A 26,853-nucleotide genomic window follows, 5' to 3' on the forward strand; every position below is an offset into this window, starting at 1 on the left:
TGCTTTCATGCTGAATGCGTCGAAGATCAAACATACGCTGCGCCCCACGTTGGTTGGCGGGCTGATGTCACTGGCAGGCACAGCCTTGGGTGCCGGGGATATCGAATTCAATACCGACGTTCTTGACCTGAATGATCGCACCAATATCGATTTGTCGCGGTTTTCGCGCAGCGGTTTCATTCTGCCCGGCACTTACACGATGCTTGTGCAGATCAACGGCCAGGCGCTTTCCGAGCAGTCGGTGGCGTTTTATCCCCCTGATGATGACCCGAAGGGTAGCCAGGCCTGCTTGTCCGCAGCGCTCGTGGCGCAACTGGGCCTGAAGGCGATCGAAGCAGCCAGGCTCACAAGGTGGAAAGGCGACGAGTGCCTGGACCTTCAAGGCTTGCCAGGTGCCGAGGTAAGTGCAGACCTGGCCACCTCCACATTGAGCATCAACCTGCCCCACGCCTACCTTGAGTACAGCGCCCTCAACTGGGATCCGCCTGCACGCTGGGATGAAGGCGTACCGGGACTGTTGATCGACTACAACCTGACGGCGCAGTCCAACGCCCAGAAAAACGAGCGCACCCGCAACCACCTCAGTGGCAACGGAACGCTGGGGGCCAATGCCGGGGCCTGGCGCCTGAGGGCCGACTGGCAGGGCCGTGTCGACAGCGCAAGGGACCGTTCCGCCGGGGAACAGAAGCTGGAGTGGAGCCGCTACTACGCTTACCGCGCCATTCCTGCCTTGAGGGCGCGGCTGGTAGTTGGCGAAAACTACCTGTATTCGGACCTGTTCGACAGCTTCCGCTTTACCGGTGCTGCGTTGACGTCAGACGAAAGTCAGCTGCCCCCCAACCTGCGCGGTTACGCACCTGAAGTGGTGGGGTTGGCCAAGACCAACGCCAGGGTGGTCGTCAGCCAGCAAGGGCGCGTGCTGTATGAAACCCTGGTGGCCGCCGGCCCCTTTCGTATCCAGGACCTCAATGATGCCGTCACCGGTACGCTGGATGTGCGGGTAGAGGAGCAAGATGGTTCGGTACAGACCTTCAAGCTCAACACCGCAGGCGTTCCTTACCTGACGCGCCCTGGGCAAGTTCGATACAAGCTGGCGAGCGGGCGGCCTTCGGATCTCCAATATGGCGCTGACGGCAACTTTTTTGGCACGGGGGAGTTCTCCTGGGGCGTGAGCAACGGCTGGTCGTTGTTCGGCGGCGCCATCACCGACAACAACTACCGGGCCGCCACTATCGGCGCTGGCCGCGACCTGTTGGCATTGGGCGCGTTATCCCTGGATGTCACCCAGTCCCGGGCTGAGGTGTGGAATCAAACGCTCTCGGGTAAATCCTACCGCCTGCAATATTCGAAGAACTTTGAACAATACGACAGCCAGGTCACCTTCGCCGGTTATCGGTTCTCCGATAAGAACTTCTTGAGCATGAGTGAATATTTAGACGCTCGTCATTACGGCAGGAACGGGGAACTGGCGGGCCGCGGACAATACGACGAATTCGGTCAATATGCCGGTGAATTCAAACCTATTGGTGGCAGCAAAGCGCTGTATACAGCGACCGTTAACAAACAATTTCGCGACTTGGGCGCCACGGTCTACGCCAGTTATAACAAACAAACTTACTGGTCGCGACCGGCTACCCAGCGCTGGAACTTGTCGGTGTCCCGCTACTTCAATGTGGGCACCGTCAAAAACATGAGTTTGTCGCTCAACGTTTATCGCACGTTGGATTACAACTACAAGGATAACGGCATGGCGCTGACGGTCAGCCTGCCGTTGGGACGCAGCGGCACGCTATCGCTGGACGCCAGCCGGGCCGCTGGCAAGAACGGCTTTTCAACGCGTTACAGCGACCGCCTTGATGAGCGCAACAGCTACCAATTGACCGCCAGCGATAATTCGGCCAGTGGCTATCTGAGCCACATGGGTGATCAAGCGGACCTGACACTCGCCGCCAGCCGGCAACAAGACAGCCGCACCAGCCTCAGCCTGTCAGCCCGCGGCGGTGGCACGCTCACCTCTCACGGCGCAGCCCTGCATCGCACCAACAGCATGGGCGGCACCCGTTTGATGGTGGATACCAGCGGCGTGCCTGACGTGCCGGTGCGGGGTTACGGCTCGCCGACCCGCAGCAACGCCTTCGGTAAAGCGGTGATCGCCGACCTGAGCAGCTACCAGCGTACGGCAGCCAGCGTCGATCTGGAGAGCCTGCCGAGCAATGTCGAAGCCACTCAATCTGTCACCCAACTGACCCTCACCGAAGGCGCCATCGGTTATCGCGCCCTGGACGTGATTGTCGGTGAAAAAGCCATGGCGGTGCTGCGCCTGCCCGATGGCAGCTCGCCGCCCTTCGGTGCGACGGTCCAGAACGCCAAGCAGCAGGACACCGGCATCGTGAATGACGGCGGCAATGTCTACCTCAGCGGCATTCAAGCCGGTGAACAGATGGTCGTCAGTTGGGGCGGGAATGAGCGCTGCACCCTCACCCTTCCCGACGTCTTGCCCGCTGACGGCCTGAGCAACGCCCTGCAACTGGACTGCCGAGTCGCAGCCACCGATCAACCCTTGTCCGCGCCGGCAGAACTGACCGGCAAGCACCCCGTCACGGAGACCACATCCTCATGACCCTGTACAAACGCATCACCCTCTCGACCCTCACCCTGCTGACGCTCGCCGTGAGCCACAGCGGCCACGCTGCAATTGGCCTGGACCGTACCCGCGTGATTTTCGACGGCAGCAAGGACGCCGCCAGCGTGAACATCACCAATAACAACACCCAATTGCCGTACCTGGCCCAGGGCTGGATCGAGAATGAAGAGGGCCAGAAACTCACCACGCCCTTGATCGTGCTGCCCCCGGTGCAGCGCCTGGAACCGGGCAAACAGAGCCAGGTAAAAGTCCAGGCGCTGCCGGCGGCCAAGTCGTTGCCCCAGGATCGAGAGACGGTCTACTACTTCAACCTGCGGGAAATTCCGCCACGCACCGATAAGGCCAACACCCTGCAAATCGCGCTGCAGACCCGGATCAAACTGTTCTACCGGCCTCAAGCCATTACGCCCAGCCAGCAAGACCTGTCCAACCCCTGGCAGGAAAAGCTGACCCTGACCCGGCAAGGCGAGCATTACCGGGTGAATAACCCGACGCCCTACTACGTGACCCTGGTGGATGCGCGCAGCACCAAAGAGGGCAAGACCGTGGCCGGTTTCGAGCCGGTGATGGTGCCGCCCAAAGGCACGCTGATCCTCGGCCCGACCGCCAAGGCCCTGGGCCCTACCCCTCACTTGGCCTACGTCAATGATTACGGCGGCCGTCCGCTGTTGGCCTTCACCTGCAGCGGCGAGACGTGCAAGGTCAACCTGCAAGCAGCACTGCCCAAACAGTAAGCCTGTCGCTGGAGTCAGCCATGAAGTCTCATTACATAACGGCATTGGGCGGCCTGTTACTGGCCTTTGGAGGGAGCGCGCAGGCCGAGGATATCGAGGGCATGAATGGCGTGCTGAATATTTCCGGCTCCATGCACGAAACCCCGTGCAGCCTGGAAATGACCTCGCTGCATCAGACCATTGAACTGGGCGACGTCTCCACCAGCCAGTTACGTCGGCCTGGTGATCAGGCCAACCAGGTGGCCTTCCAGTTGCGCTTTACCGAGTGCAACCGCACCGCCGGCAGTATCCGCAGTGAACGCACCGGCAACCTGACCTGGAGCGCCTTTCAACCGGTGCTGTCGGTGGCCTTTATCGCGCCTGCCGATGACGACGATTCGCGCCTGGTCAAAGTGCAAGGCATCACCGGCCTGGGGCTGCAACTGACCGACGCCCTGGGGCGGGACGTACAACTGGGCCAACGTGGCGAACCGCTGTTCTTGCCCCTGGGCGGTAACACCAAGACCTGGAACGTTCGGCCTACGCGCACCGCTGCGCCATTGACCAGCGGGGCATTCCGGGCCGTGGTGGATTTCAGGCTCAATTATGAGTAAGGGCAGAACAATGGCTAAGTCATACGGCCCCTGGGCCGTGTTAATGGGCAGCGGTTTGCTCTGGGCGTTCAGCCTGGGTGCGCAGGCCGAGACCAACCTGACCATCCGCGCGGTGATCATTGCGCCGCCGCCGTGTGTCATCAACAGCGGCAGTACGCTCGACGTGCCTTTTGGCAATGACCTGCTGACCTCGCGAGTCGACGGGGTCAATTATCGCCGTGGCGTGCCGTACACCGTCACCTGCAGCTCCCCTTTCAGCAACGCGCTGACCCTGGAACTCAGGGGCACCGGTGCTGCATTTGACAGCCGCGTGCTGGTCACCCGCAAGCCGGATCTTGGGGTAAAGCTGTTCATCAATGGCGCCGATTGGCCGCTGAACACGGCGGTGAACTTCACCTATCCCAACGTGCCGGTGGTGCAGGCGGTACCCGTCAAACGCCCGGGCAGCACGCTGACCGGAGGCGCATTCGATGCGGCCGCCACCCTCGTGGTCGATTATCAATGAAGAGGAATGACCAATGATCTGTTGGCCGCAGCGAGCGTTGCTCGCCTTGTGCTCCCTCGGCCTGTGCAGCGTTGCATCGGCCAACCTGACGTTTAGCGGCACGCTCAACGAGCCTCCCCCGTGCACGATCGATGCGGGCAACACCATCGAGGTGGATTTTGGCGATGTCGGGATCAAGCGCGTCGACGGTATGCAGTACCGAAAAGGCGTGGGCTACACCATCAGCTGCGGCACCGACACGCTTCCATGGGCGCTGAAGTTGAGTGTCAACGGCACGGCAACCACCTTTGACGGTGCGGCGGTACAGACAAGCGTACCGGCGCTGGGTATTCGGGTTTTCCAGAACAACCTGCCTTTTTCACTCAATACGCCACTGGATATCAGCCTGTCATCACCGCCCGTATTGGAGGTGGTGCCGGTCAAACAGCCCGGCGCAACCCTGGCGCCCGCAAGGTTTAGCGCGGTGGCCACGCTGTTGGCCGAATACCAGTAGGAGTCGAATCAATGGGACATTTACACCGTGCAGCGCTGGTATTGGCCTTGAGCCTGGCCGCCGACGCCCAAGCAGCGGACAACCTGAGTTTCAAGGGCAACCTGGTCCAGGAGGCCTGCACCCTGCGACCGGGCGACGAGGCCGTCACCCTGGAACTCTGGGACGTTACCAGCAAGCACCTGTATATCAACACCCGTTCACAGGGCAAGGACTTCAGGCTGCACCTGGAGAACTGCGACACCACCATTGGCGCCACGGTCAGCATCACCTTTGGCGGCAGGGAAAACACCGCGTTGCCCGGCATGCTCGCGCTGGATGGCGGCAGTGGCGCCTCAGGCATCGGGGTGGGCATAGAGACGCCGAGCAACAAGCCACTGCCGCTGAATTCGCCCAGCGATGCGCAGGTACTGATAGATGGCAGCAATGTGATCGCGCTTAAAGCCTTTGTGCAGGGCGAGCCGCAAGCCATCAGCGATCAGACCATCGGCCAAGGCGCGTACAGGGTGACCTCGACTTTTACGTTGGACTATCCGTAGCCGTTGCTGGCCTGAAAACGGCCTGGGCAAACCTTAATTATCTTCCGGATGATCACTCACAGTGACGTTCGGACAGAGGCGCAATGAGAGATCAAAATGAAACGACTCTATGGAGCAATAGTGCTTCTCGTCCTGCTGGGTGTGACGACCACCGCGCGAGCAGCGGATTGCCGCGTTAATGGCGGAAATTGGCAATATGTTGGCGACGGCGGGATCCTGAACCTGGAGGTCCCCGTCAACGTGAGTGTCGGCTCGGACAACACCCGTATCCTTCTCGAAGGCGCGTGGCTGGAATGCCGATTTACGCCCTCACCTGCCCACCCTACGCGTATAGATTTTTGGGGAACATCGGCGCAAGCCGGCGCCCCCTGGGTGCCCGGGCCGAAATTCAACAATCAAGGTACCGGCCTACGCATAAACGGCGCGTTTTATAACACTCCAGTGCCGTTTAACATCCGGATCGCGACCATGCCTAACAACTTTGTGGCGTATCCCATCTTTGTAACCCCCTATATCCTGCTGCGCAACGACCCCAGCAACCCGATCAGCGTGGTAATAGGTGACATTCTGGGCGCGCTGAATCTGCACCAGACGAATAATTACAGCTTTGGAAGCACGCGGCTCGTCCTCACGTACAAAGCCGCCAACAACTTCGGCATCTCGCCGTCAACCTGCACCATCAACAATAACAACCCCATCGAGATCAACTTCGGCAATGTGCAACAGCGGGCGATCGGCACCGATCCCCTTACCACCTCGGTTCGTGCCAACCGCAGGCTCACCTATTCATGCCCCAATGGTGGGATCAACACCGACATCACCATCACCTACAAAGGCATTTCGACGTCGTTCGACGACAGGCTATTGGTGATGAGCAACCCGAACGTGGGCACCGCCCTCGTGCGTGCGGGCTCAGCGGTGAGGGTCAACGGTTCATTCCGCACCCGCATCACCAACAGCATGGGAGGCGATGATGTGACCTTTTCGCTCGTACGACGAGCAGGTGACTTCCCTGCTGCCGGGGCAATCAGTGGAAGTGGCGTGCTGGTAATGGGCGTGCCATGACTGTCACCCACTGACTTACAGGGTGTGCAAGCGCAGCACGGGTAACCTGCCACTGCACACCCGATGGCAGTTCGCTATAATCGCCGCCAACGCCCCACGACAGTGTCAGCGCCCTCTATTCCCTCTCGACGAAGATCCCTTATGAACAAAATCCTGGCACTGACCGCGGTACTGGCACTCGCCGGCTGCACCACCGCTTCGGACACCTTGCTTAAAAATGGCGAACAAGGCTTGACCATCGATTGCTCGGGCGAGGCCAATTCATGGGCCAGTTGCTACGAGAAAGCGGACGCATCCTGCGCGGGCACCGGTTACCGCATCGTCGGCACCAACGGTACGCCGGCGCTCAAGGAAAGCGACAAGACCCTGGGCCAGGACGTGGGCAACTTCAAAGGCCGCAGCGTGGTGGTGGTCTGCAAGTAACGCTGCTACAGGTGCACTTCAGCGAACTTGATCCCCAGTCCACGCAGGAGTTCGATCAGGTCATCCAGGCGCGCGAACGATTCGACCTCATCCTGCTCGTCCACCAAGAAGTAGCTGCGCCCGCCGCTCTTCTTGAAAAATACGATCCACTCGCCCAAATCGGCGGGGTTCTGGATGACATGGGTGGCCGAAATCTGCCCTTCGGCATGGCGGGCTTTGACGTGTTCTCGTTTCATAACGGGCTTTCCAGAAAAACAAATGCCGCTCAAACCCAGGGTTTGAGCGGCATCTTTGTAGTGAATGCCCGACAGTTTAACGGATGCAGGCCGTCCCTGCAGGGTGATGGCTTTTTTTATCGGGTTTGAGGGGTGGGCCTGTGGCTCAACCGGAAATGCACTCTTCCCCTGCCTTCTTCACGTCGCCCGGGCGGATGGGCACATTGGACATGCTTTCATAAAGCTTGATGCTGCTACCGCTGGAGCGGTCTTCGATTTCAAAAATTGCCGAAGGGTCTGCCGAGAATTTCTGCGGCACGATCACCTGAATGCCATCTTTATGGGGCTCGATCTGCGGCGGCCGACGGGTCGCCTCCAATTTGCGCACCACACACGCCGCATATTCCTGCGGCTTCTTCCCTGAGATGACCACCAATGTTGGCGGGGTCTGCTTGATATCTGCAACCGAAGCACACCCACCTATTGCCAAGGCCAGCACCAACACACTCCACTTCATACAAAAACCTCCGATAAAGACCCTACGACAGCGGGGATGGTAATTTTCTCCCACCAACGTAGGATTTATCTGTGATAACTCGGTAAATAACTGTTTTAAATTGTCGAAGTCGTCGACGACGGCCCGATAATAAACGCGCTGGGGCTGATAAACTCCATCTTAACCTACGTATCGTTCTGATTTTTCAGAAAAAGCCCTTCTGGAGACACCCCATGAAATTCATCCACCAGCGTGAGCACCTCAACGAGGGAGACATTGTCGTCATCGAATGCTCGCAGACCTGCAATATTCGCCTGATGAGTGATGCGAACTTTCGCAGCTTCAAAAATGGCGGCCGCCATACCTACCACGGCGGCGCATTTGATAAATTCCCGGCCAAGATCACCGCACCGAGCACCGGCTTCTGGAACATCACCCTGGATGTGGTGACCCGTCGCGCCATCAGCGTGACCCGCAAGCCTGCGTTGTCCCACAAGATCCGCATCGTTCGTCGCACCAGCAGCAAGCTGAGCTGACCCGAACACCTGACAGGAAAAAAGCTGTGACCACCACAACCAAATACGTCATCAAGTACAAGCTCAACGGCGAACGCCGCTTTGAATTTGCCCAGCTGCACAGCAACAGCGTCGAAGAAGCCAAGCAAGCCTTGGCGAAAATTCATGATGCCAGCGACGAAATCACCGAAATCAATGTGAGCAAGGCGCTGTAAGCCATGCCGGGCCCTACCGCCGATTTGTTTGCCGATGATGCCCTGCAACAGCCTGCCGGGCGCGAGCAAATTGGCGAAGAATCCTACGTACTGAAGGGCTATGCCCTGCCCTGGATCGAGCGGTTATTGCCTGAACTGCGGCGTGTCCTGGCTCAATCACCGTTTCGGCAGATGGTCACCCCCGGCGGTTTTACCATGTCGGCGGCGCTGAGCAGTTGCGGTGAGCTGGGCTGGACCACCGACGCCCGTGGCTATCGCTACAGCCCACTCGACCCACGCAGCCAGCAACCCTGGCCCGTCATGCCCGACACATTGCGCCAACTGGCGGTGGCAGCGGCTACCGAGGCCGGTTTCAGCGGTTTTCAACCCGATGCCTGCCTGATCAACCGTTACGTACCGGGGGCGAAAATGTCCCTGCACCAGGACAAGAACGAGCGCAGCTACAGCGCGCCCGTGGTCTCGGTGTCCCTGGGGCTGCCAGCGATTTTCCTGTTCGGTGGCCATGCGCGCAGTGACAAAACCCAGAAGGTCTCGTTGTTCCATGGTGATGTAGTGGTGTGGGGCGGCGTTGATCGCCTGCGCTTTCATGGCGTGATGCCGATCAAGGACGGCGTGCATCCGATCATGGGCCCGCAGCGCATCAACCTGACCTTTCGCACCGCTGGCTAATTTGACCGCAAGCTTCGGAGTGTCGATTGCGCGCAGCAGGCTTAATCTGCTCCTGAACCGTCAAGAGTGCAGGCCATGAATAACGAACACGATCCGCGCTGGGCTGCCATTATTGCCCGTGATGCCAAGGCTGACGCGCTATTTGTCTACGGCGTGAAAACCACTGGTATTTATTGCCGCCCCAGCAGCGCTTCGCGTTTGCCGCGCCCGGAAAATGTCGAGTTCTTCGACACGCCGGCGCAGGCCGAGGCTGCCGGTTATCGCCCGAGCAAACGCGCTGCCGGCGACCAGACCCAATTGGCCGCACACCATGGACAGCTAGTGGCCGAGGCCTGCCGGCAAATCGAACAGGCCGAAACCCCGCCTAGCCTGGACATGCTTGCCCGATGCGCCGGGTTGAGTCCGTTTCACTTCCACCGCGTGTTCAAAGCCAACACCGGGTTGACCCCCAAGGGTTACGCCAGCGCCCTGCGTTCGCGCAGAGTGCGCGACGGCCTCAAGGGCCAGCATTCGGTGACAGACACCCTGTACGACGCGGGCTTTAATTCCAATAGCCGTTTTTACGAAGCCGCCGACCAAGTGCTCGGCATGAAACCGCGAGACTACAAAGGCGGCGGCGCCAATAACACCATCCGCTTTGCCGTTGGGCAGTGCTCGCTGGGGGCGATTCTGGTGGCGCAAAGCCAACGTGGCGTGTGTGCGATTTTATTGGGCGATGATCCGGGCAAACTGGTGCGCGACCTGCAAGACCAGTTTCCCAAGGCTGAGTTGATCGGCGCGGATCAGGTTTTCGAACAACTGGTCGCCCACGTCGTCGGCTTTGTCGAGGCCCCTGCCCTGGGCCTGGATTTGCCCCTGGACCTGCGCGGCACGGCCTTTCAGGAACGGGTGTGGCAGGCGTTGCGAGAAATCCCTGCGGGCAGCACTGCCAGTTATGCGCAGATTGCCGAGCGTATCGGCGCGCCCACCTCCTTTCGCGCGGTGGCCCAGGCTTGTGGTGCCAACCACCTGGCGGTGGCGATTCCCTGTCATCGCGTGGTGCGCAGTAATGGTGAGCTGTCGGGCTACCGCTGGGGCGTGGAACGTAAGCGTCAGTTGCTTGAGCGCGAAACCCAGCCCCACAAAATGCCGCTGTCGTCCAGTGAATAAAACAGACTGGCCGGGTGCCGATTGCCCTGCTAAAACAGCGAAAAGCCCGACTAACGCTGGAGACGCACCCGATGAGCACCTGGCCAGACACCCGCATTCTTGACCTGTTGGGCATTGAGGTGCCGATCATCCAGGCGCCGATGGCTGGCGCGACGACCACCGCCATGGTCATCGCCGCCCAGCAAGCCGGCGCCCTGGGCTCCATGCCCGCCGCAGCCTTGAGCCTGGAGCAACTGCGCGACGCCTTGGCCCTCATTCGCCAGGCCAGCAACGCGCCGCTCAACGTCAACTTCTTCTGCCATCAACCGCCCGATGGCGATGAAGCGCGGGACCAGGCTTGGAAGGCCTTGCTGCAACCTTACTACCATGAACTGGGCGTCGACTTCGATGCGCCAACCCCGTTGTCCAACCGCGCGCCGTTCAACGACGCAGCCTGCCAGGTGGTGGAAGAATTTCGGCCAGAAGTGGTGAGTTTTCACTTTGGCCTACCAGAGAAGTCCTTACTCGACCGAGTAAAAGCCACCGGTGCCAAGGTGCTGTCATCGGCCACCACCGTCGAAGAAGCCGTGTGGCTGGAACAGCACGGCTGCGACGCGATTATCGCCATGGGCCTTGAAGCCGGTGGGCATCGTGGTCTGTTTCTCAGCGATGACCTCAACAGCCAGATCGGCTTGATGGCGCTGTTGCCACAGATTGTCGACGCGGTCAGCGTGCCGGTGATTGCCGCCGGCGGAATCGGCGATGCGCGTGGCATCGTTGCGGCCCTTGCCCTCGGCGCTTCGGCCGTGCAGATCGGCACGGCCTACCTGTTCACGCCCGAAGCCACTGTAAGCGCCTCCCATCACCACGCGCTTCGCCATGCCCAGGCCAGCGAAACCGCGCTGACCAACCTGTTTACCGGCCGCCCGGCGCGGGGCATCGTCAACCGCGTGATGCGTGAACTCGGCGCCATCAACCCGGTGGCGCCGGCGTTTCCTAAAGCCGGTGGCGCGTTAATGCCGCTCAAGGCCAAGGATGAAGCCGGTTTCAGCAACCTGTGGGCAGGCCAGGCCCTGAGGCTGGGCAAAGACCTGTCCACCTATGACCTGACACGCCAATTAGCCGAGCACAGCTTGAGCAAACTCACCCGCGGCTGATCTGAGCAGCAACTTGGCACTGTACCGGCAATGGCCAACCGCTATATATTCCCATACATAGCGGTAAGCCCTCTTTCCTACACCCTGCCGTACACCTTTAAGGAGTTGCTTCATGATGACCCGCGTTTCGCGCCTGGCCCCCCTGCTTGCCGCCTTTGCCTTGGGTACGGCCCATGCCGATGAAGTGCAGGTGGCCGTGGCCGCCAACTTCACCGCCCCGATCCAGGCGATTGCCGCCGACTTCGAGAAAGACACCGGCCATAAACTGGTCGCGGCCTACGGTGCTACCGGGCAGTTCTACACCCAGATCAAGAACGGTGCGCCATTTGAGGTGTTCCTCAGCGCCGATGACACCACCCCGCAAAAACTCGAAAGCGAAGGCGCTACCGTCAAGGGTTCACGCTTTACCTACGCGGTCGGCACCTTGGCGCTGTGGTCGGCCAAAGACGGCTATGTGGATGCCAAGGGCGAGGTGCTGAAGAAAAATGAGTTCAAGCATTTGTCCATCGCCAACCCCAAGGCTGCACCCTACGGCTTAGCCGCCACCCAAGTGCTGGCCAGAGAAGGCTTGACTGACAAGGTCAGGGACAAGCTCGTCGAGGGCCAGAACATCACCCAGGCTTATCAGTTTGTTTCCACCGGCAACGCCGAGCTAGGCTTTGTCGCCCTCTCGCAGATCTACAAGGACGGCAAAGTCACCAGCGGTTCGGCGTGGATTGTCCCGGCCGCCATGCATGACCCGATCAAACAGGACGCCGTGATCCTCAACAAGGGCAAGGACAGCGCCGCCGCCAAGGCCCTGGTGGACTACCTCAAAGGCCCGAAAGCGGCTGCCGTTATCAAATCCTACGGTTACGAGCTGTAAATGCCCCTGTCGAGTGCTGATTTTTCTGCGATCTGGTTGACCATCAAGCTGGCCGCACTGACCACCCTGATCCTGTTGATCATCGGCACACCGATTGCCCTGTGGCTGTCGCGCACCCACTCCAAGTGGCGCGGCCCCATCGGCGCAGTGGTCGCGCTGCCGTTGGTGTTGCCGCCAACGGTCATCGGCTTTTACTTGCTGTTGGCCATGGGGCCCAACGGCTACGTCGGCCAGTTCACCCAGTGGCTGGGCCTGGGCACCCTCACCTTCAGTTTCGCCGGGCTGGTGATTGGCTCGGTGATCTACTCCATGCCCTTCGTGGTGCAGCCGTTGCAGAATGCGTTTTCGGCCATCGGCACGCGCCCGCTGGAAGTGGCCGCGACCTTGCGCGCCAACCCGTGGGACACGTTTTTCACGGTGATCCTGCCGCTGGCACGCCCTGGGTTTATCACCGCCTCGATCCTGGGCTTTGCCCATACCGTCGGTGAGTTCGGCGTGGTACTGATGATCGGCGGCAATATCCCGGACAAGACCCGTGTCGTCTCGGTGCAGATCTACGACCACGTCGAAGCCATGGAATATGCCCAGGCCCATTGGCTGGCCGGCGCCATGGTGGTGTTCGCGTTTCTCGTGTTGCTGGCGCTCTACTCCAGCCGTAAAACCAAAATGGGCTGGAGCTGATCGCAATGATGGATATACGCCTGCACCTGAAGTACTCCGCCTTCACGCTGGATGTGGACCTGCAATTGCCCGGCCGTGGCGTGAGCGCGCTGTACGGGCATTCTGGCTCCGGCAAGACCACGTGCCTGCGCTGCATCGCCGGATTGGAACGCGCCGAACACGGTTTTGTGCAAATCAACGACGAGGTGTGGCAAGACAGCCGCAAAGGGCTGTTTGTGCCGCCGCATAAACGCGCCCTGGGCTATGTGTTTCAGGAGGCGAGTTTGTTTCCTCACCTGTCGGTGCGCGCCAATCTGGAGTTCGGCCTCAAACGTATCCCTCGTCTGCAACGGCGCGTGGACATGGCCCAGGCCACCGAACTGTTGGGCATCGGACACTTGCTTGAGCGTCATCCGCAACACTTGTCCGGCGGCGAGCGCCAGCGCATCGGCATCGCCCGCGCCTTGCTTACCAGCCCCAGGCTGTTATTGATGGATGAACCGCTGGCGGCCCTGGACAGCCAGCGCAAAAGCGAGATATTGCCTTACCTGGAACGCCTGCACGACGAGCTGGATATCCCGGTGCTCTACGTAAGCCACGCCCAGGACGAAGTGGCGCGCCTGGCTGACCATATCGTCTTGCTCAGCGACGGCAAGGCCCTGGCCAGCGGCCCTATCGGCGAAACTCTGGCGCGTCTCGACCTGCCCCTGGCGCTGGGCGACGATGCCGGCGTGGTGATCGCAGGCAGCGTCGTTGCCTACGATGCGCACTATCAGTTGCTCACCCTGGAACTGCCCGATTGCCCGTTGCAGATGCGCGTGGCCCATGCCCCGCTGGCGGTGGGCAAACCGCTGCGGGTCAAGGTCCAGGCGCGGGATGTGAGCCTGAGCCTGCAGGCCGAAGAACACAGCAGCATCCTCAACCGCTTGCCGGTGACCGTCACCCAGACTATTGGCGCGGACAACAGCGCCCACGTGCTGGTGCGCCTCGACGCCGGCGGCACGCCCTTGCTGGCACGCATCACGCGCTTCTCACACGACCAGTTGCAACTGCATCCGGGCCAGACGCTGTGGGCGCAAATCAAGGCGGTGGCGGTACTGGCTTAAGCATTTGGCACGACCGCAGGGCGCTGCGGTCAATCAGACATACCGGCCTGATTTGTTGCCAAGGAACCCGCCCCATGCCTGACTCTTCGTTACCCGCCGACCTGCCCCGCGACCTGCATTATGTGGATGACACCCAGCCCGGCATCCGCCGTAAAAAAGTGCGAGGCAAGTTCCAGTATCTGAACGCCAAGGGCGAGCGCATTACCGACGCGGACGAAATAAAACGCCTGAACGCCTTGGCGGTGCCGCCCGCCTACACCGACGTGTGGATCTGTGCCGACCCTCGCGGCCACCTGCAAGCCACCGGCCGGGACGCCCGTGGCCGCAAGCAATACCGTTACCACCCACGCTGGCGCGAAGTGCGCGACAGCGACAAATATTCGCGCTTGCAGGCCTTTGGCGCCGCCTTGCCCAAGTTGCGCAAACAGCTCGAAGCGCAAATCGCCGAGCCCGGGTTTACCCGCGAAAAGGTATTGGCCACGGTCGTGATGTTGCTGGACGCCACGCTGATCCGCGTCGGTAATACCCAATATGCGCGCGAAAACAAATCCTACGGCCTGACCACCCTGCGCAACCGCCATGTGGACATCAAAGGCAGCGAGATCCAGTTTCAGTTTCGTGGCAAGAGTGGCGTGGAGCACCAAGTCAGCGTCAAGGATCGACGCCTGGCCCGGGTGGTCAAGCGCTGCATGGAATTGCCGGGGCAAAACCTGTTCCAGTACCTGGACGAAGACGGTGAGCGGCATACCGTCAGCTCCCAGGACGTCAACGACTACCTGCACCGTCTGACCGGCGAAGATTTTACCGCCAAGGACTACCGCACCTGGGCCGGCACGGCGATGGCGCTGGCGGTGTTGCGCGAATTGGCGTGGCAGCCTGAATCCGACGCCAAGCGGCATGTGGTGGCGATGGTCAAGGATGTCGCCCGGCAGTTGGGCAACACGCCGGCGGTGTGCCGCAAGTGCTATATCCATCCGGCGGTGCTCGAGCATTTCAGCCTCGGCCAATTGTCGAAGCTGCCCAAGCCGCGGGTGCGCAAAGGCTTGAAAGCCGAAGAAGTCGCGCTGGCGATGTTCCTGGAAAAACTCGCCGAAGACTTGCCGCGAAAAGTTAAGGTGGGTTAGGCTCTGCCTCCCTTCTGACTCACGGGATGACCGCCGACGTGAACATCTAAGCCTTCCAAAATGTATCTGCAACGAGCCGCCTGGCGCGCTTGTTGGCCTGTTCGACATTTTTTTGGAGGTGCTGATGACTGACGTCAAACGGCTGCCCGCGCTTGTTTCCCTGCAACACCTGTCTTTCCAGTTCGCCAATGGCGAAACCTTGCTGGCCGACGTTAACCTGTCCATTGATCAAACGCCTACCGGTATCGTCGGGCGCAATGGACGGGGCAAAAGTATCCTGGCGAAGTTGATGGCCGGCGTGCTGCTGCCCTCCTCCGGCACGTTGAAAAAACCGGCCCATGTTGCCTATGTGCCCCAGGCCATCGCGGTTCAAGCAGGGCAAACCATCGCCGATATCACCGCAACTGCCGCGGCCTTGGCTGCCCTTGAGCGTATGGCCCGGGGCGATGCACGCGTCAGTGACCTGGCGCTGATCGACGACCGCTGGGACCTCGCCGAACGCCTGCGCCAGGCGCTGGATGCAGCGGGTTTGCCAACCCTCAGTGCCAGTACCCCGGCCGATCAACTCAGCGGCGGCCAACTCGCCAGGGTTGCGCTGATCGGGGCGTTGTTGGCGGCGCCGCAGTTGCTGATTCTGGATGAACCCAGCAACCACCTTGACGCTGCCGGGCGCGATTGGCTGTTGCATGTGTTGCGCGATTGGCGCGGCGGGCTGGTGGTGGTCAGCCATGATCGGCAACTGCTCAACGCCATGGGCCGCATCATCGAGCTGTCGCCTCTGGGCATTCAGGCCTATGGCGGCAACTACGATGCCTATCGCCAACAACGCGATACTCACCAGCAGGCCGCGATTGCCGCGTGGGAACAGGCGCGTCTGGCCCGCAGCCGCGAACGTCGGCGCCTGAAAAAAGACCACGACGACCTGCAGCGCCACGCCGCACGCGCACGTAAACAGGCCGAGACCGCCAACGTCGACCGTTTTACCAAGGCCCGCTGGAAAAGCGCAGCCAAGGAGATTGTCAGCACGGTACGCAGTGCCCATCACGATCACAAAAACCAACTCGACGCCCAAGTGCGCCAAGCTTACGAGCGCGTGGCGGATGAGACGCCCACACTGCTCGCATTACCAGGCTCAACCGTCCCGAATGGCCGCCAGGTGCTGGTGCTGGAACAGGCGCAATTACCCTGGCTTGATCCCCTGGCACCCGCCAGCTACCTGACGCTCAACCTGACAGGCCCGGCTCGCGTTGCCGTACGTGGGCCGAACGGTTGCGGCAAATCGACCTTGCTCAAACTGCTTGCGGGCCATTGGCGGGCGGTCAGTGGCAAATGCAGCGTCGCGGTGCCCAGCGCCTATATCGATCAGCACCTGGCGCTGCTGGACGACCGACGCAGCCTGGTCGAACAACTCAACTTGCTCGATACGCCATTGGCCGAAGCCGAACTGCGCACACGCCTGGCGTTGTTGCAGCTGGACGCGCTGCGGGTCACGCAGCCGGTAGGGCAACTCAGCGGCGGCGAGCGTTTGAAAGCCGCGATGGCGGTAGCCTTGTGGCGTGAAACACCGGCGCAGTTGCTCCTGTTGGATGAGCCCACCAATCACCTGGACCTGGAATCGGTGCTGGCGTTTGAGCAGGCACTGAAGGGGTTTACCGGCGCGCTGCTGGCCGTATCACACGACGAGGCATTCTTGCAGGCGATCGAGCCGACTCACCATTTGACGTGGCGCGCCACCGGCTGGCAACTGGAGCGTGTCTGAGGTCATTGCGCGGACAGGCAAAGCGCCCTACGGTAGTGGCCGGATAATCTCACCGAGGAAACCAGCCCCATGCTGCCTTCGTCCCGCAAGCCTTACACCAATGCCACGCTCGCCCATCGACAGCGCTGGCGCGGGCGGGTGGGCTTGATGCTGGTGGCCTGCCTGTCGGTGCTGGCGGGCATGACCGATGCGATCGGTTTCATGGCCAGCGGCGATTTCGTCTCGTTCATGAGTGGTAACACCACGCGCCTGGCGGTGGCCATCAGTGCGGGCGACCTGGGGCTCACTGGGCGGCTGGTGTTGTTGGTCGCCACCTTCGTGGTCGGCAATGCCTTGGGCGTATTGGTCAGCCGTTTCAGCAAGCGCCATGCGCTGCCCTTATTGCTGTGCATCGGTGCCTTGCTCTGCGCTGCGGCGTTGTGGCCTGCCACCGACACCTTACCCGCGTTGCTCGCGGCCATTATTGCCATGGGCATGCTCAACGCGGCCGTCGAAGAGGTGAACGGGCTGCCGGTGGGACTGACCTACGTTACTGGGGCGCTGTCACGTTTTGGTCGCGGGCTGGGCCGCTGGTTATTGGGCGAGCGCCGCAATGGTTGGCGCGTGCAACTGATTCCGTGGGCCGGGATGTTTATCGGCGCGGTGATAGGCGCCCTGCTGGAACAGCAGATGGGCCTGCGTGCACTGTGGGTCAGTGGTGCGTTGGCCGGAGCTTTAGGGGTGGTGACACTGTTGATTCCGCGACGCTGGCACTTGGGTTTCATGCCCCGGTGAGGTTGGGGTGGAGGAGCTCGTTCGACGTTTAAGCCTCGACATCCGTGTACCGGTAAAGAGCCATCACGTCGAACGAGCACGTGAATCATAGGCCAATGCCCAGCGGCTGTCCCGCCAGGCATTTCGGAATATGACTAAGGCAACCGACTTACAGACAAGTGGCCAGTGCTGCCAGGCGACGTTTGGCCGGCATAGTGTCCTGTGCTGCATAGTAGTTGACCGTAGAACCCGCGCCGGTGCTGAGTACATCGACAAAGTAATCGCCACCGGTGGTATACACCGTAAAACCACCCGCCTCGGTCGCTTCCTTGAAGCCACCTGCGTCGACGCCGAACACGCTTTCATCCTGCCAGCCGAATTGGATGCACTGGGCAACTACCAGGGTGGCTTTATCTGACGCCAGGGTTTTGTAAGGGCTGCCTGCGCGCGCCTCTTTCATCTTCGAACCGGCGCAACCGGCCAGGGCCGCCAGTATCAATGCGCCCATTACCACTTTGTGCATGGCATTGCTTCCTTGGAAAAACCGTGACTCTACCATTGTGCCGAGGCCAACTGACGCGCCCATGAACTTTGTTTCACTGTGAAGAGCCAACACGCCGCCTATAGTGGCCAGGCTCATTTTTTAGAAGTCTCCCTTCTGCCCGCCACCCCGCGGGCTTTTTTTTGCCCGGGTGTCAAAACCACCAACGCAGCAGATAGAACAGCGCCATGCTCAATAGCACGGTGGTCAACACGCTGCGCGTCCAGTACATCAACGCCACGGCGCAGATGCCGGCCAGCAGGTAAGGGTTGGTCGGGCTCAGGTTGAGCTGATGGTCCGCCAGGAAAATAATCGGCCCGCAGATCGCGGTGAGCATGCCCGGCACGGCGAAGCCCAGGAATTCACGCGCGCCGCGATTGAGCCGTACCGGCAAGCGTGGCTCGATAAACAGGTAACGGTTGAAGAACACCACCAGGCCCATGGCCACAATCATCAGGTAAATCATCGTTGCCCCACTCCCAGCCGTTTACAGGCAAACCCCGCGCTCATCCCCAGCACGCCCGAGACAACCACCGCAGATTCCCAGTGCAGATAACTCAACCAGACCGAGCTCAGCAGTGCCACGGCAACGCATACCACCGTGGGCACGTCGCGCACCACGGGGGTGATCAAGGCAATAAAGGTCGCGGCAATCGAGAACTCCAGCCCCAATTGATCAAGGCCGGGGATGCTTTTGCCCAGCACAATGCCGGCGAGGGTGAAGAGGTTCCAGATCAGGTAAAACGTCAGGCCGACGCCCAAGGCGTACCAGCGATTGAAGGTCTCGCGGTCGTAGTGGTTGACCAGGGCGAAGAACTCATCGGTCAACAAAAACCCCAGGCTCATGCGCCAGCGGGTGTTGAGCGAAGACAGTGTAGGACGCATGTGCATGCCATAGAGCAGATGCTGGGATGTAAGCAGCAAGGTGGTCAGCACGATGGAAATCAGGCTGGCACCGCTCTTGACCATGCCGATGGCCACCAATTGTGCGGCACCGGCAAACACAATGGCCGACAAACCTTGGGCTTGCAGCGGGGTAAATTGCGCGTCGATGGCCATGGAGCCGGCCAGCAACCCCCAGGGCGCACAGGCCAAGGACAAGGGAATGACGGCGATGGCGCCGCGGGTGAAGGCGTAATGAGGTAATGCAGTGGGCATGGAAACGGCTCATCGACAGACAGTCGACAAGCATGCCAGCACCAGCGAAGGCGTGTCTTGAACGATCTTGCTCAGGCGAGCTTGACCGACACCTGCTCCACCGAATCCCGGGCCTCGCGCAACTCGTAGGCATCCTGGTTCAGCCGGTGGATGGTATTGAGCAGGCGTTGGCGCAGCACTTCATCGCCGAGTTTTTCCACGGCGCGCATCAGGTCGAACGCCGCGGTTTCGTTATTTTCCGCGACGGAATCCAGGGTCTTGCGCAGGTTGCGGGTGGCTCGGGTCACGCGGGGTCTTCCTTCATCAGCAATGGGCAGGCACGTTAGGACATTTGTGTTTCATTTTAATTTCAAACAGTTGTGGTGGTTTCACAGGCGTTTGATCCATATCAACTGAAACAAGATTTGACCGACATATATGGAAATACATATATTCGAATATCTCTGCTTGAAAAGTCCTTGACCGTGTCAGATCTCTTCTCCCCTCCCATCCTGTTCAAGTGCCTGGCCGATGCCACCCGTACACGGGTGACCTTATTGATCCTGCGCGAGGGCGAACTTTGTGTGTGTGAGTTGATCCATGCCTTGGACGACAGCCAGCCAAAAATCTCCCGCCATCTCGCGCAATTGCGCAGTTGCGGCCTGCTGGTGGACCGTCGTCAAGGGCAATGGATCTACTACCGCATCAATCCGGCACTGCCCGCCTGGGTCACTCAGGTGCTGGACACCACCCTACAAGCCAACCAGCCATGGTTGCAGGACGACGCACTGCGTCTGAATGCAATGGGCGACCGACCACAACGGGCCAGCACCTGCTGCTGAGCCATCGGAGCGTTTATTCATGCTTGTCGCAATTGCGATTTTCCTCGTCACCATCGTGCTGGTCATCTGGCAACCCAAGGGCCTGGGCGTCGGCTGGAGTGCCACCCTGGGCGCGATCCTGGCGCTGGCCTGCGGAGTGATCAGCCTGGCGGACATCCCGGTGGTGTGGCACATCATCTGGAACGCCACCGGTACCTTTGTCGCGCTGATCATCATCAGCTTGTTGCTGGACGAGGCAGGCTTTTTCGCCTGGACGGCCCTGCATGTGGCGCGTTGGGGCCGTGGACGCGGGCGGCGGTTGTTTGCTTATATGGTGCTGCTGGGTGCGCTGGTATCGGCGCTGTTTGCCAATGACGGTGCGGCGTTGATCCTGACGCCTATCGTGATGTCGATGCTGCTGGCCTTGCGCTTCTCTCCGGCGGCAACCCTGGCCTTTGTCATGGGTGCGGGGTTTATCGCCGACACGGCGAGCCTGCCGCTGGTGGTGTCGAACCTGGTGAATATCGTCTCGGCGGACTATTTCAAGATTGGCTTCAATGAATACGCCGCGGTAATGGTGCCGGTGAACCTGGTCAGTGTCGCCGCCACGCTCGCGGTGCTGCTGTGGTTTTTCCGCCGGGATATTCCGCAGACCTACGACCCGGCCGATCTGGATGACCCCGCCAGTGCCATTCATGACCGTGCGACCTTTCGCGCCGGCTGGTGGGTGCTGGGTATTCTGCTGGTTGGCTGTTTTGCCCTGGAACCGCTGGGCATTCCCATCAGTGCGATTTCGGCGGCCTGTGCGGTGTTGCTGCTGGTGATTGCTGCCAAAGGTCATCAGATTTCCACGCGCAAAGTCCTCAAGGAAGCCCCGTGGCAGATCGTGATTTTTTCCCTGGGCATGTACCTGGTGGTGTATGGCCTGCGCAACGCCGGCCTGACTGACTATCTGGCGACCTGGCTCGACACCTTCGCCAGCTACGGTATATGGGGCGCGGCCATGGGCACCGGGGTGCTGACGGCGCTGCTCTCCTCGGCCATGAATAACCTGCCGACCGTGCTGATTGGCGCGTTGTCCATCGAGTCCAGCCATGCCGTGGGCGTGGTCAAGGACGCGATGATCTACGCCAATGTGATCGGCAGCGACCTGGGCCCCAAAATCACCCCCATCGGCAGTTTGGCCACTTTGCTGTGGCTGCATATCCTGGCGCGCAAAGGCATCACCATCACCTGGGGTTACTACTTCAAGGTCGGGATCGTGCTGACCTTGCCCGTGCTGCTGATCACCCTCGCCGCCCTCGCCTTGCGCCTGAGCCTCTAAAGGAACGCCCCATGAAAGTCCTGTTCATGTGTACCGCCAACAGTTGCCGCAGCATCTTGTCCGAGGCGATGTTCAACCACTTGGCACCGTCGGGCTTCGAGGCGGTCAGCTCTGGCAGCTTCCCCAAGGGGCAGGTGCTGCCACGCAGCCTGACCACGTTGCAGGCGGCGGGCATCAGCACTGACGGCCTGTACAGCAAAGGCAATGACGCCTTTGAAGACAGCCCGCCGGATGTGGTCATCACCGTGTGCGATAAAGCGGCCGGTGAAGCGTGCCCGGTGTATTTCGGCCCAGCAGTGAAGACGCATTGGGGCTTGGAAGACCCTTCCGTGGTACAGGGTGATGAGGCGCAAGTAGAAGCGGCATTCAAAGCCACCCTCGACATTATCGCTGCACGCTGCGAGGCATTTTTTGCGCTGCCCTTTGCGAGTTTGTCGCCGGATGAATTGAAGGCTGAAGTCGACCGCATTGCCTCAACACCACAGCCTTTGTAGGAGCGAGCTTGCTCGCGAAAAACCCATAGGCACTGCGTTCATTCAGGAAACGCGCGTTATCGTTGACGCTTTTCGCGAGCAAGCTCGCTCCTACAGGGGGCGCTGATTCTGTGGGCAATGCATGGCCAATGTGGGAGCTGGCTTGCCTGCGAAAGCGGTGGTTCAGTTAAAGATTCAGTCGCTGACATACCGCCATCGCGAACGTTCCTACAGAGGACGTGGTATCCCCCTCTCGGACTGACGTATGCTCTGGCACTTTCTCGAAAGGAGCTGAGCATGCTGTCGATCTTTGTTTATGCGCTGGTATTCGGCTTCGTATTTTGCCTTTCCCCCGGCGCCGTACTGGCAGAGACCCTGCGCCGCGGCTTGCTCCATGGCTTCACACCGGCCTTGCTGGTGCAATTCGGCTCGCTGGTGGGCGACGCCGTCTGGGCCGTGATTGGCCTCACCGGTATCGCACTGCTGATCCAGCATGATGCAGTGCGGGTACCACTCACAATCATCTGCGCGCTGTACCTGGCCTGGTTGGGCATCCGCAGCCTGATTGATGCCTGGCAGTTGCCCGCAACCGACAACGCCCCTGCCAGCTCAGGCAAAAATGCGTTGGCGGTGGGCGCGGCGATTTCCCTGGCAAACCCGAAAAATATTGTCTACTGGGGCGCCCTGGGCAGCGCCCTGTCGGGGATTGTCGGTACCACCCCCAGCCACGGGCAGACCCTGATGTTTTTTGCCGGCTTCATGTTGGCGTCGGTGCTCTCGTGTTTTCTCACTGCCGCCTTGGTAAACCTGCTGCGCAAAAACGCATCACCGACTTGGCAACGCGTGAGTTATGCGGCCTGCGGTTTAGTATTGATCTATCTGGCGCTACTCGCCGCGCAAGGTATATGAAGTTATTCAACCTACAACTTACGCGCGGCTCTTATCTGAACGAACTCTGAACACCGGATAATTTAATTAATCATACGTTGACATTCACTGACGCCCTGAGTAGATTGCCCGTGCCCGCAACTGGGGCCTTTTTTAAACCTCACAAAAGAAGCCAATGGACACAGTATCTAGTCGCTGTCCGAGCACCGCCTCTGCGGGCATCGGGCGCCAAACCCAGAATATGACAGGACTCGCGTTCCAGGTCCGGTAAGCTGCGCTAGAGCTTGATGCTCCACCGTAACTGCCTCACCGGTCGCCCGTCCGGTCCCGAGGTGTGTTATGACCTTCCAACTCCTTGTTTTGCCCGATCCACGCACCCTGGCCGCAGCCCTGCGCGCCAAGCTGTGCCGAGCACCCGTGGGCTTTTCGCCAACCCGCTCGACCTTTGCCATACCCTCCCCTCAAGTACGCCCGGCCCCGCCGCTGGCGCACTGGCGTATCTGCCCTGAAAGCGGCCACCTGATGCAGCACTGGGATCACGCCGACCCTCTAGACCCACAGAGACCCCAGGTTTTCAACCTGGCGCAAGCGCGCTTGCTGTTCGGTCTTTACCTGAGCGCTCGCGCCGCCTGAGCTGGCTGGAAACAACAACTTTCTTATTGATGACCCTGGAGTTCGTTATGAACAGGTCCAGTAGTAGCCCGCTGCACGTTAGTTAACTAACGCGCTGTTAGCGGGCCCTTCATAAGTTACATGAACACTTTATTTAAACCGATCGCGAAGTCCGCGGCTCGGCATGCTTTCGCTCGCCTGTCTGCAGGTAAGTACCGGGTATGTTTTGTCGAGAATTGGCGACAGGAGTACAGACAATGAGCGCCGTAAAAAACACGCCTCTGCACAAGAAAAATGGCACCACCGCCGACACCAAACTGTCGATGCGTGCCGCCCGCGAAGCCCACAATGGCCTGGCGGCCACCCTCGCCAATGTACGGGCCACCCAGGACGGCCTGACCGAGTTGGACGCCTCGGCGCGCCTGCAACGGGAAGGCTATAACGAAGTCGCCCATGACAAGCCGCCGCACGCGATCATCCAGTTCCTGCAGGCACTGAACAACCCGTTCATCTACGTGCTGTTGACCCTGGGCGGCATCAGCTTTGTGACTGACTGCTGGCTGCCGATGCAGGAAGGCGAAGAAGCCGACCCGACCAAGGTCGTCATCATCATGACCATGGTGTTGCTCAGCAGCCTGCTGCGTTTCTGGCAGGAACACCGCTCGGCCAAATCCGCAGAGGCCCTCAAGGCTATGGTACGCACCACCGCCACCGTGCTGCGCCGCGAGCAGGTTGGTGCTCAGCCCACCTTGCGTGAAGTACCGATGCGTGACCTGGTGGCCGGCGATATCGTGCAGTTGTCTGCCGGCGACATGATCCCCGCCGATATCCGCCTGATCGAGTCCCGCGACCTGTTTATCAGCCAGGCTGTGCTGACCGGCGAAGCCTTGCCGGTGGAGAAGTACGACACCCTGGGCGATGTCACGCAAAAATCCGCCTCCACCCTCGCTGCCGACCAGGGCAACCTGCTGGACTTGCCGAACATTTGCTTCATGGGCACCAACGTGGTCAGCGGTCGCGCCAAAGCAGTGGTGGTGGCAACGGGGCCGCGTACTTACTTTGGTTCCCTGGCCAAGGCGATTGTCGGCTCGCGGGTGCAAACCGCCTTCGACCGGGGCGTGAACAGTGTCAGCTGGCTGCTGATCCGCTTCATGCTGGTGATGGTGCCCATCGTGTTCTTCCTCAATGGCTTCTCCAAGGGCGATTGGGGCGATGCCTTCCTGTTTGCCCTGGCAGTAGCCGTCGGCCTTACCCCGGAAATGCTGCCGATGATCGTCAGCGCCAACCTGGCCAAGGGCGCTACGGCCATGGCCAAGCGCAAGGTGGTGGTCAAGCGCCTCAATGCGATCCAGAACTTCGGTTCGATGGACGTGCTGTGCACCGACAAGACCGGCACCCTCACCCAGGACAAGATCATCCTCGAGCATCACGTCAATGCCTTCGGCCAGCGCGATGACGCCGTGCTGTCCCTGGCCTGGCTCAACAGCTTTCACCAGAGCGGCATGAAAAACCTGATGGACCAGGCGGTGGTGCAGTTCTCGGAACAGAACCCCAAGTTCCAAGTGCCGTTTGCCTACAGCAAGGTCGATGAATTGCCGTTCGACTTTGTTCGTCGTCGCCTGTCGATCGTGGTCAAGGATGCCGCCGGTGACCAGTTGCTGGTATGCAAGGGCGCGGTGGAAGAGATGCTGAGCATTGCCACACATGTCATGGAGGCCGGCGAAGCCTTGCCCCTGGATGACCGCCGTCGTGACGCCTTGCTGGCACTCGCCAATGACTACAACGAAGACGGTTTCCGCGTCCTCGTAGTGGCGACCCGCAATATCCCCAAAGCACTGGCACGCCAGCAGTACACCACCAGCGACGAGCGCAACCTGGTGATCCAGGGCTTCCTGACCTTCCTGGACCCACCGAAGGAAACCGCAGGCCCAGCCATTGCGGCGCTGCAACAGATTGGCGTGGCGATCAAAGTGTTGACCGGTGACAACGCCGTGGTCACTAGCAAGATCTGCCGCCAGGTTGGCCTGGAGCCCGGCCAGCCGCTGCTGGGCGTGGAAATCGAAGCCATGGACGACGCCACCTTGCTGCGTCGCGTGGAAGAACGCACGGTGTTCGCCAAACTCACGCCACTGCAAAAATCCCGCGTGCTCAAGGCCCTGCAAACCAACGGCCACACCGTCGGATTCCTCGGTGACGGTATCAACGATGCGCCGGCGCTGCGGGATGCCGATGTGGGTATTTCGGTGGACAGCGGTACCGACATCGCCAAGGAATCGGCCGACATCATCCTGCTGGAAAAGAGCCTGATGGTGCTGGAAGAAGGCGTGCTCAAGGGCCGCGAAACCTTCGGCAATATCATGAAGTACCTGAACATGACCGCCAGCTCCAACTTCGGCAACGTGTTCTCGGTGCTGGTGGCCAGTGCGTTCATTCCGTTCATGCCGATGCTGGCGATCCACCTGCTGCTGCAGAACCTGATGTACGACATCTCCCAACTGGCCCTGCCTTGGGACAAGATGGACAAGGAATACCTGGCTAAACCGCGCAAGTGGGATGCCAAAAACATCGGCCGCTTCATGATCTGGATCGGGCCGACCTCATCAATCTTCGACATCACCACTTTTGCCCTGATGTGGTACGTGTTCTCGGCCAACAGTGTGGAAATGCAGACGCTATTCCAGTCCGGCTGGTTTATCGAGGGGCTGCTTTCGCAAACCCTGGTGGTGCATATGCTGCGCACCCGCAAGATCCCGTTCTTCCAGAGCACAGCCGCCTGGCCGGTGTTGATGATGACCTGCATCGTGATTGCCCTGGGCATCTACGTGCCGTTCTCGCCGCTGGGCACCCTGGTGGGTCTGCAACCGCTGCCGATGGCGTACTTCCCATGGCTGGTAGGCACCCTGCTGGCTTACTGCTGCGTCGCCCAACTGATGAAGACGATCTACATCCGCCGCTTCAAGCAGTGGTACTGACCTTCCTCGCCGTTCAAACGCTGGTGGCCGCCCGGTCGCCAGCGTGCAATACAAGGATTTGCTCATGCGCGTGTTGATCTGTGCCGGTCGTCATTACGCCGACACCAAAAAGTCCCGCCACGTGCTGGACGCTTACCACCGCCTGCACCCGGTGCAGGTATTGATCCACGGCGGCAACCAGTTTCTCGGCAGCGAGATCGAGGAATGGGCCCGGGAAATCGGTATCGACGTGGTGCGTTACCCGCCCAATTGGCAGCGCCACGGCAAACAGGCAGAACGCCAGCGCAACCACTTCATGCTGGCCGACAGCCGCCCCGACCTGATCATCGCCCTGCCCGGCGGTGACGATACCTCGGAGCTGGTCTGCCAGGCCAAAGCCAGCGGCATTTCGGTGCTGACCGTAGAAAGCTGAATTCAAGCGAGGTGCATC

Annotated in this window: 32 protein-coding genes; 26 read left to right on the top strand and 6 right to left on the bottom strand. The window is 60.4% G+C overall.

What is annotated here, in order from left to right:
* Positions 1–7 precede the first annotated feature (7 nt).
* From A7K61_RS13270 to A7K61_RS13305, 8 genes are all read left to right on the top strand, one after another.
* Complete coding sequence (locus A7K61_RS13270; protein WP_139129488.1) at positions 8–2,620, top strand: outer membrane usher protein; 2,613 nt, start codon at positions 8–10, stop codon at positions 2,618–2,620.
* Entirely contained in the window at positions 2,617–3,378 is a 762-nt protein-coding gene (locus A7K61_RS13275) for a fimbria/pilus periplasmic chaperone (RefSeq protein ID WP_069557738.1), read from the top strand. Before A7K61_RS13270 ends, A7K61_RS13275 begins: the two co-directional genes overlap by 4 nt.
* Before the next feature lie 20 nt (positions 3,379–3,398).
* The gene (locus A7K61_RS13280) at positions 3,399–3,971 is read left to right on the top strand and encodes a fimbrial protein (RefSeq protein WP_044273917.1); all 573 of its coding nucleotides are present in this window, start codon (positions 3,399–3,401) and stop codon (positions 3,969–3,971) included.
* Between the two features lie 10 nt (positions 3,972–3,981).
* Positions 3,982–4,476 carry a fimbrial protein gene (locus A7K61_RS13285; protein ID WP_069557739.1) on the top strand — a complete coding sequence of 165 codons (495 nt, stop codon included), beginning with the start codon at positions 3,982–3,984 and terminating at the stop codon, positions 4,474–4,476.
* A gap of 13 nt (positions 4,477–4,489) precedes the next feature.
* Positions 4,490–4,969, top strand: coding sequence for a fimbrial protein (locus A7K61_RS13290; protein ID WP_069557740.1), 480 nt, complete (start codon positions 4,490–4,492; stop codon positions 4,967–4,969).
* An 11-nt stretch (positions 4,970–4,980) separates the two neighbouring features.
* Complete coding sequence (locus A7K61_RS13295; RefSeq protein WP_032897202.1) at positions 4,981–5,505, top strand: fimbrial protein; 525 nt, start codon at positions 4,981–4,983, stop codon at positions 5,503–5,505.
* 96 nt (positions 5,506–5,601) lie between these two features.
* The gene (locus A7K61_RS13300; RefSeq protein ID WP_047710912.1) at positions 5,602–6,570 is read left to right on the top strand and encodes a fimbrial protein; all 969 of its coding nucleotides are present in this window, start codon (positions 5,602–5,604) and stop codon (positions 6,568–6,570) included.
* Positions 6,571–6,711: 141 nt separating this feature from the next.
* Entirely contained in the window at positions 6,712–6,993 is a 282-nt protein-coding gene (locus A7K61_RS13305; RefSeq protein ID WP_032897198.1) for a hypothetical protein, read from the top strand.
* A 5-nt stretch (positions 6,994–6,998) separates the two neighbouring features.
* On the opposite strand, the gene A7K61_RS13310 is transcribed toward A7K61_RS13305, so the two are convergent.
* Together A7K61_RS13310 and A7K61_RS13315 are read right to left on the bottom strand one after the other, a co-directional pair.
* Entirely contained in the window at positions 6,999–7,229 is a 231-nt protein-coding gene (locus A7K61_RS13310) for a hypothetical protein (protein WP_032897196.1), read from the bottom strand.
* Between the two features lie 145 nt (positions 7,230–7,374).
* Positions 7,375–7,725: a hypothetical protein gene (locus tag A7K61_RS13315; protein WP_003191317.1), complete on the bottom strand. Its 351-nt coding sequence runs from the start codon at positions 7,723–7,725 to the stop codon at positions 7,375–7,377.
* Positions 7,726–7,937: 212 nt separating this feature from the next.
* Between A7K61_RS13315 and A7K61_RS13320 the strand changes: the two genes are divergently transcribed.
* From A7K61_RS13320 to A7K61_RS13365, 11 genes are all read left to right on the top strand, one after another.
* The gene (locus A7K61_RS13320; RefSeq protein ID WP_003191319.1) at positions 7,938–8,240 is read left to right on the top strand and encodes a DUF1883 domain-containing protein; all 303 of its coding nucleotides are present in this window, start codon (positions 7,938–7,940) and stop codon (positions 8,238–8,240) included.
* Between the two features lie 26 nt (positions 8,241–8,266).
* Positions 8,267–8,434: a hypothetical protein gene (locus A7K61_RS33160; protein ID WP_164545329.1), complete on the top strand. Its 168-nt coding sequence runs from the start codon at positions 8,267–8,269 to the stop codon at positions 8,432–8,434.
* A gap of 3 nt (positions 8,435–8,437) precedes the next feature.
* Entirely contained in the window at positions 8,438–9,103 is a 666-nt protein-coding gene (gene alkB / locus A7K61_RS13325; RefSeq protein ID WP_044273920.1) for a DNA oxidative demethylase AlkB, read from the top strand.
* Between the two features lie 75 nt (positions 9,104–9,178).
* Positions 9,179–10,252 (top strand): bifunctional DNA-binding transcriptional regulator/O6-methylguanine-DNA methyltransferase Ada, encoded by a 1,074-nt coding sequence (gene ada / locus A7K61_RS13330; protein WP_069557741.1) that lies wholly within the window; start codon positions 9,179–9,181, stop codon positions 10,250–10,252.
* Positions 10,253–10,323: 71 nt separating this feature from the next.
* On the top strand, positions 10,324–11,388 hold the full coding sequence (locus tag A7K61_RS13335; protein WP_069557742.1) for a nitronate monooxygenase family protein: 1,065 nt from the start codon (positions 10,324–10,326) through the stop codon (positions 11,386–11,388).
* Positions 11,389–11,500: 112 nt separating this feature from the next.
* On the top strand, positions 11,501–12,253 hold the full coding sequence (modA, locus tag A7K61_RS13340) for a molybdate ABC transporter substrate-binding protein (protein ID WP_069557743.1): 753 nt from the start codon (positions 11,501–11,503) through the stop codon (positions 12,251–12,253).
* A complete protein-coding gene (gene modB / locus A7K61_RS13345) occupies positions 12,254–12,934 on the top strand; it encodes a molybdate ABC transporter permease subunit (RefSeq protein ID WP_044273925.1) in 681 nt (226 codons plus the stop codon). It abuts the gene before it with no gap.
* 5 nt (positions 12,935–12,939) lie between these two features.
* Complete coding sequence (gene modC / locus A7K61_RS13350) at positions 12,940–14,019, top strand: molybdenum ABC transporter ATP-binding protein (protein ID WP_047710916.1); 1,080 nt, start codon at positions 12,940–12,942, stop codon at positions 14,017–14,019.
* A gap of 74 nt (positions 14,020–14,093) precedes the next feature.
* Entirely contained in the window at positions 14,094–15,143 is a 1,050-nt protein-coding gene (locus tag A7K61_RS13355; RefSeq protein WP_069557744.1) for a DNA topoisomerase IB, read from the top strand.
* A 124-nt stretch (positions 15,144–15,267) separates the two neighbouring features.
* A complete protein-coding gene (locus tag A7K61_RS13360; RefSeq protein ID WP_069557745.1) occupies positions 15,268–16,902 on the top strand; it encodes an ABC-F family ATP-binding cassette domain-containing protein in 1,635 nt (544 codons plus the stop codon).
* Positions 16,903–16,971: 69 nt separating this feature from the next.
* Complete coding sequence (locus tag A7K61_RS13365; protein ID WP_069557746.1) at positions 16,972–17,676, top strand: YoaK family protein; 705 nt, start codon at positions 16,972–16,974, stop codon at positions 17,674–17,676.
* A 148-nt stretch (positions 17,677–17,824) separates the two neighbouring features.
* Here A7K61_RS13365 and A7K61_RS13370 read toward each other — a convergent pair whose 3' ends face one another.
* From A7K61_RS13370 to A7K61_RS13385, 4 genes are all read right to left on the bottom strand, one after another.
* Positions 17,825–18,178, bottom strand: coding sequence for a hypothetical protein (locus A7K61_RS13370; protein WP_069557747.1), 354 nt, complete (start codon positions 18,176–18,178; stop codon positions 17,825–17,827).
* Between the two features lie 172 nt (positions 18,179–18,350).
* Positions 18,351–18,662 carry an AzlD domain-containing protein gene (locus A7K61_RS13375; protein WP_047710921.1) on the bottom strand — a complete coding sequence of 104 codons (312 nt, stop codon included), beginning with the start codon at positions 18,660–18,662 and terminating at the stop codon, positions 18,351–18,353.
* Positions 18,659–19,354, bottom strand: coding sequence for an AzlC family ABC transporter permease (locus tag A7K61_RS13380; protein WP_047710922.1), 696 nt, complete (start codon positions 19,352–19,354; stop codon positions 18,659–18,661). The genes A7K61_RS13375 and A7K61_RS13380 overlap by 4 nt, the downstream gene beginning before the upstream one ends.
* 71 nt (positions 19,355–19,425) lie before the next feature.
* Positions 19,426–19,641 carry a hypothetical protein gene (locus A7K61_RS13385; RefSeq protein WP_003191339.1) on the bottom strand — a complete coding sequence of 72 codons (216 nt, stop codon included), beginning with the start codon at positions 19,639–19,641 and terminating at the stop codon, positions 19,426–19,428.
* A 177-nt stretch (positions 19,642–19,818) separates the two neighbouring features.
* Between A7K61_RS13385 and A7K61_RS13390 the strand changes: the two genes are divergently transcribed.
* From A7K61_RS13390 to A7K61_RS13420, 7 genes are all read left to right on the top strand, one after another.
* On the top strand, positions 19,819–20,175 hold the full coding sequence (locus A7K61_RS13390; protein WP_069557754.1) for a metalloregulator ArsR/SmtB family transcription factor: 357 nt from the start codon (positions 19,819–19,821) through the stop codon (positions 20,173–20,175).
* A gap of 19 nt (positions 20,176–20,194) precedes the next feature.
* Positions 20,195–21,478 (top strand): arsenic transporter, encoded by a 1,284-nt coding sequence (locus tag A7K61_RS13395; protein WP_044273936.1) that lies wholly within the window; start codon positions 20,195–20,197, stop codon positions 21,476–21,478.
* 11 nt (positions 21,479–21,489) lie between these two features.
* On the top strand, positions 21,490–21,972 hold the full coding sequence (locus A7K61_RS13400; protein WP_044273938.1) for an arsenate reductase ArsC: 483 nt from the start codon (positions 21,490–21,492) through the stop codon (positions 21,970–21,972).
* A 276-nt stretch (positions 21,973–22,248) separates the two neighbouring features.
* Entirely contained in the window at positions 22,249–22,860 is a 612-nt protein-coding gene (locus A7K61_RS13405; RefSeq protein WP_044273940.1) for a LysE family transporter, read from the top strand.
* 318 nt (positions 22,861–23,178) lie between these two features.
* Complete coding sequence (locus A7K61_RS13410; RefSeq protein WP_069557748.1) at positions 23,179–23,472, top strand: hypothetical protein; 294 nt, start codon at positions 23,179–23,181, stop codon at positions 23,470–23,472.
* Between the two features lie 236 nt (positions 23,473–23,708).
* Positions 23,709–26,423 carry a magnesium-translocating P-type ATPase gene (mgtA, locus tag A7K61_RS13415; RefSeq protein ID WP_069557749.1) on the top strand — a complete coding sequence of 905 codons (2,715 nt, stop codon included), beginning with the start codon at positions 23,709–23,711 and terminating at the stop codon, positions 26,421–26,423.
* Positions 26,424–26,487: 64 nt separating this feature from the next.
* Positions 26,488–26,835, top strand: a complete 348-nt coding sequence (locus A7K61_RS13420) for a DUF2493 domain-containing protein (protein WP_005788155.1) — start codon at positions 26,488–26,490, stop codon at positions 26,833–26,835.
* Positions 26,836–26,853 lie beyond the last annotated feature (18 nt).

This window comes from Pseudomonas sp. AP42 (assembly GCF_001728935.1).
Taxonomy (GTDB): Bacteria; Pseudomonadota; Gammaproteobacteria; order Pseudomonadales; family Pseudomonadaceae; genus Aquipseudomonas; species Aquipseudomonas lactis.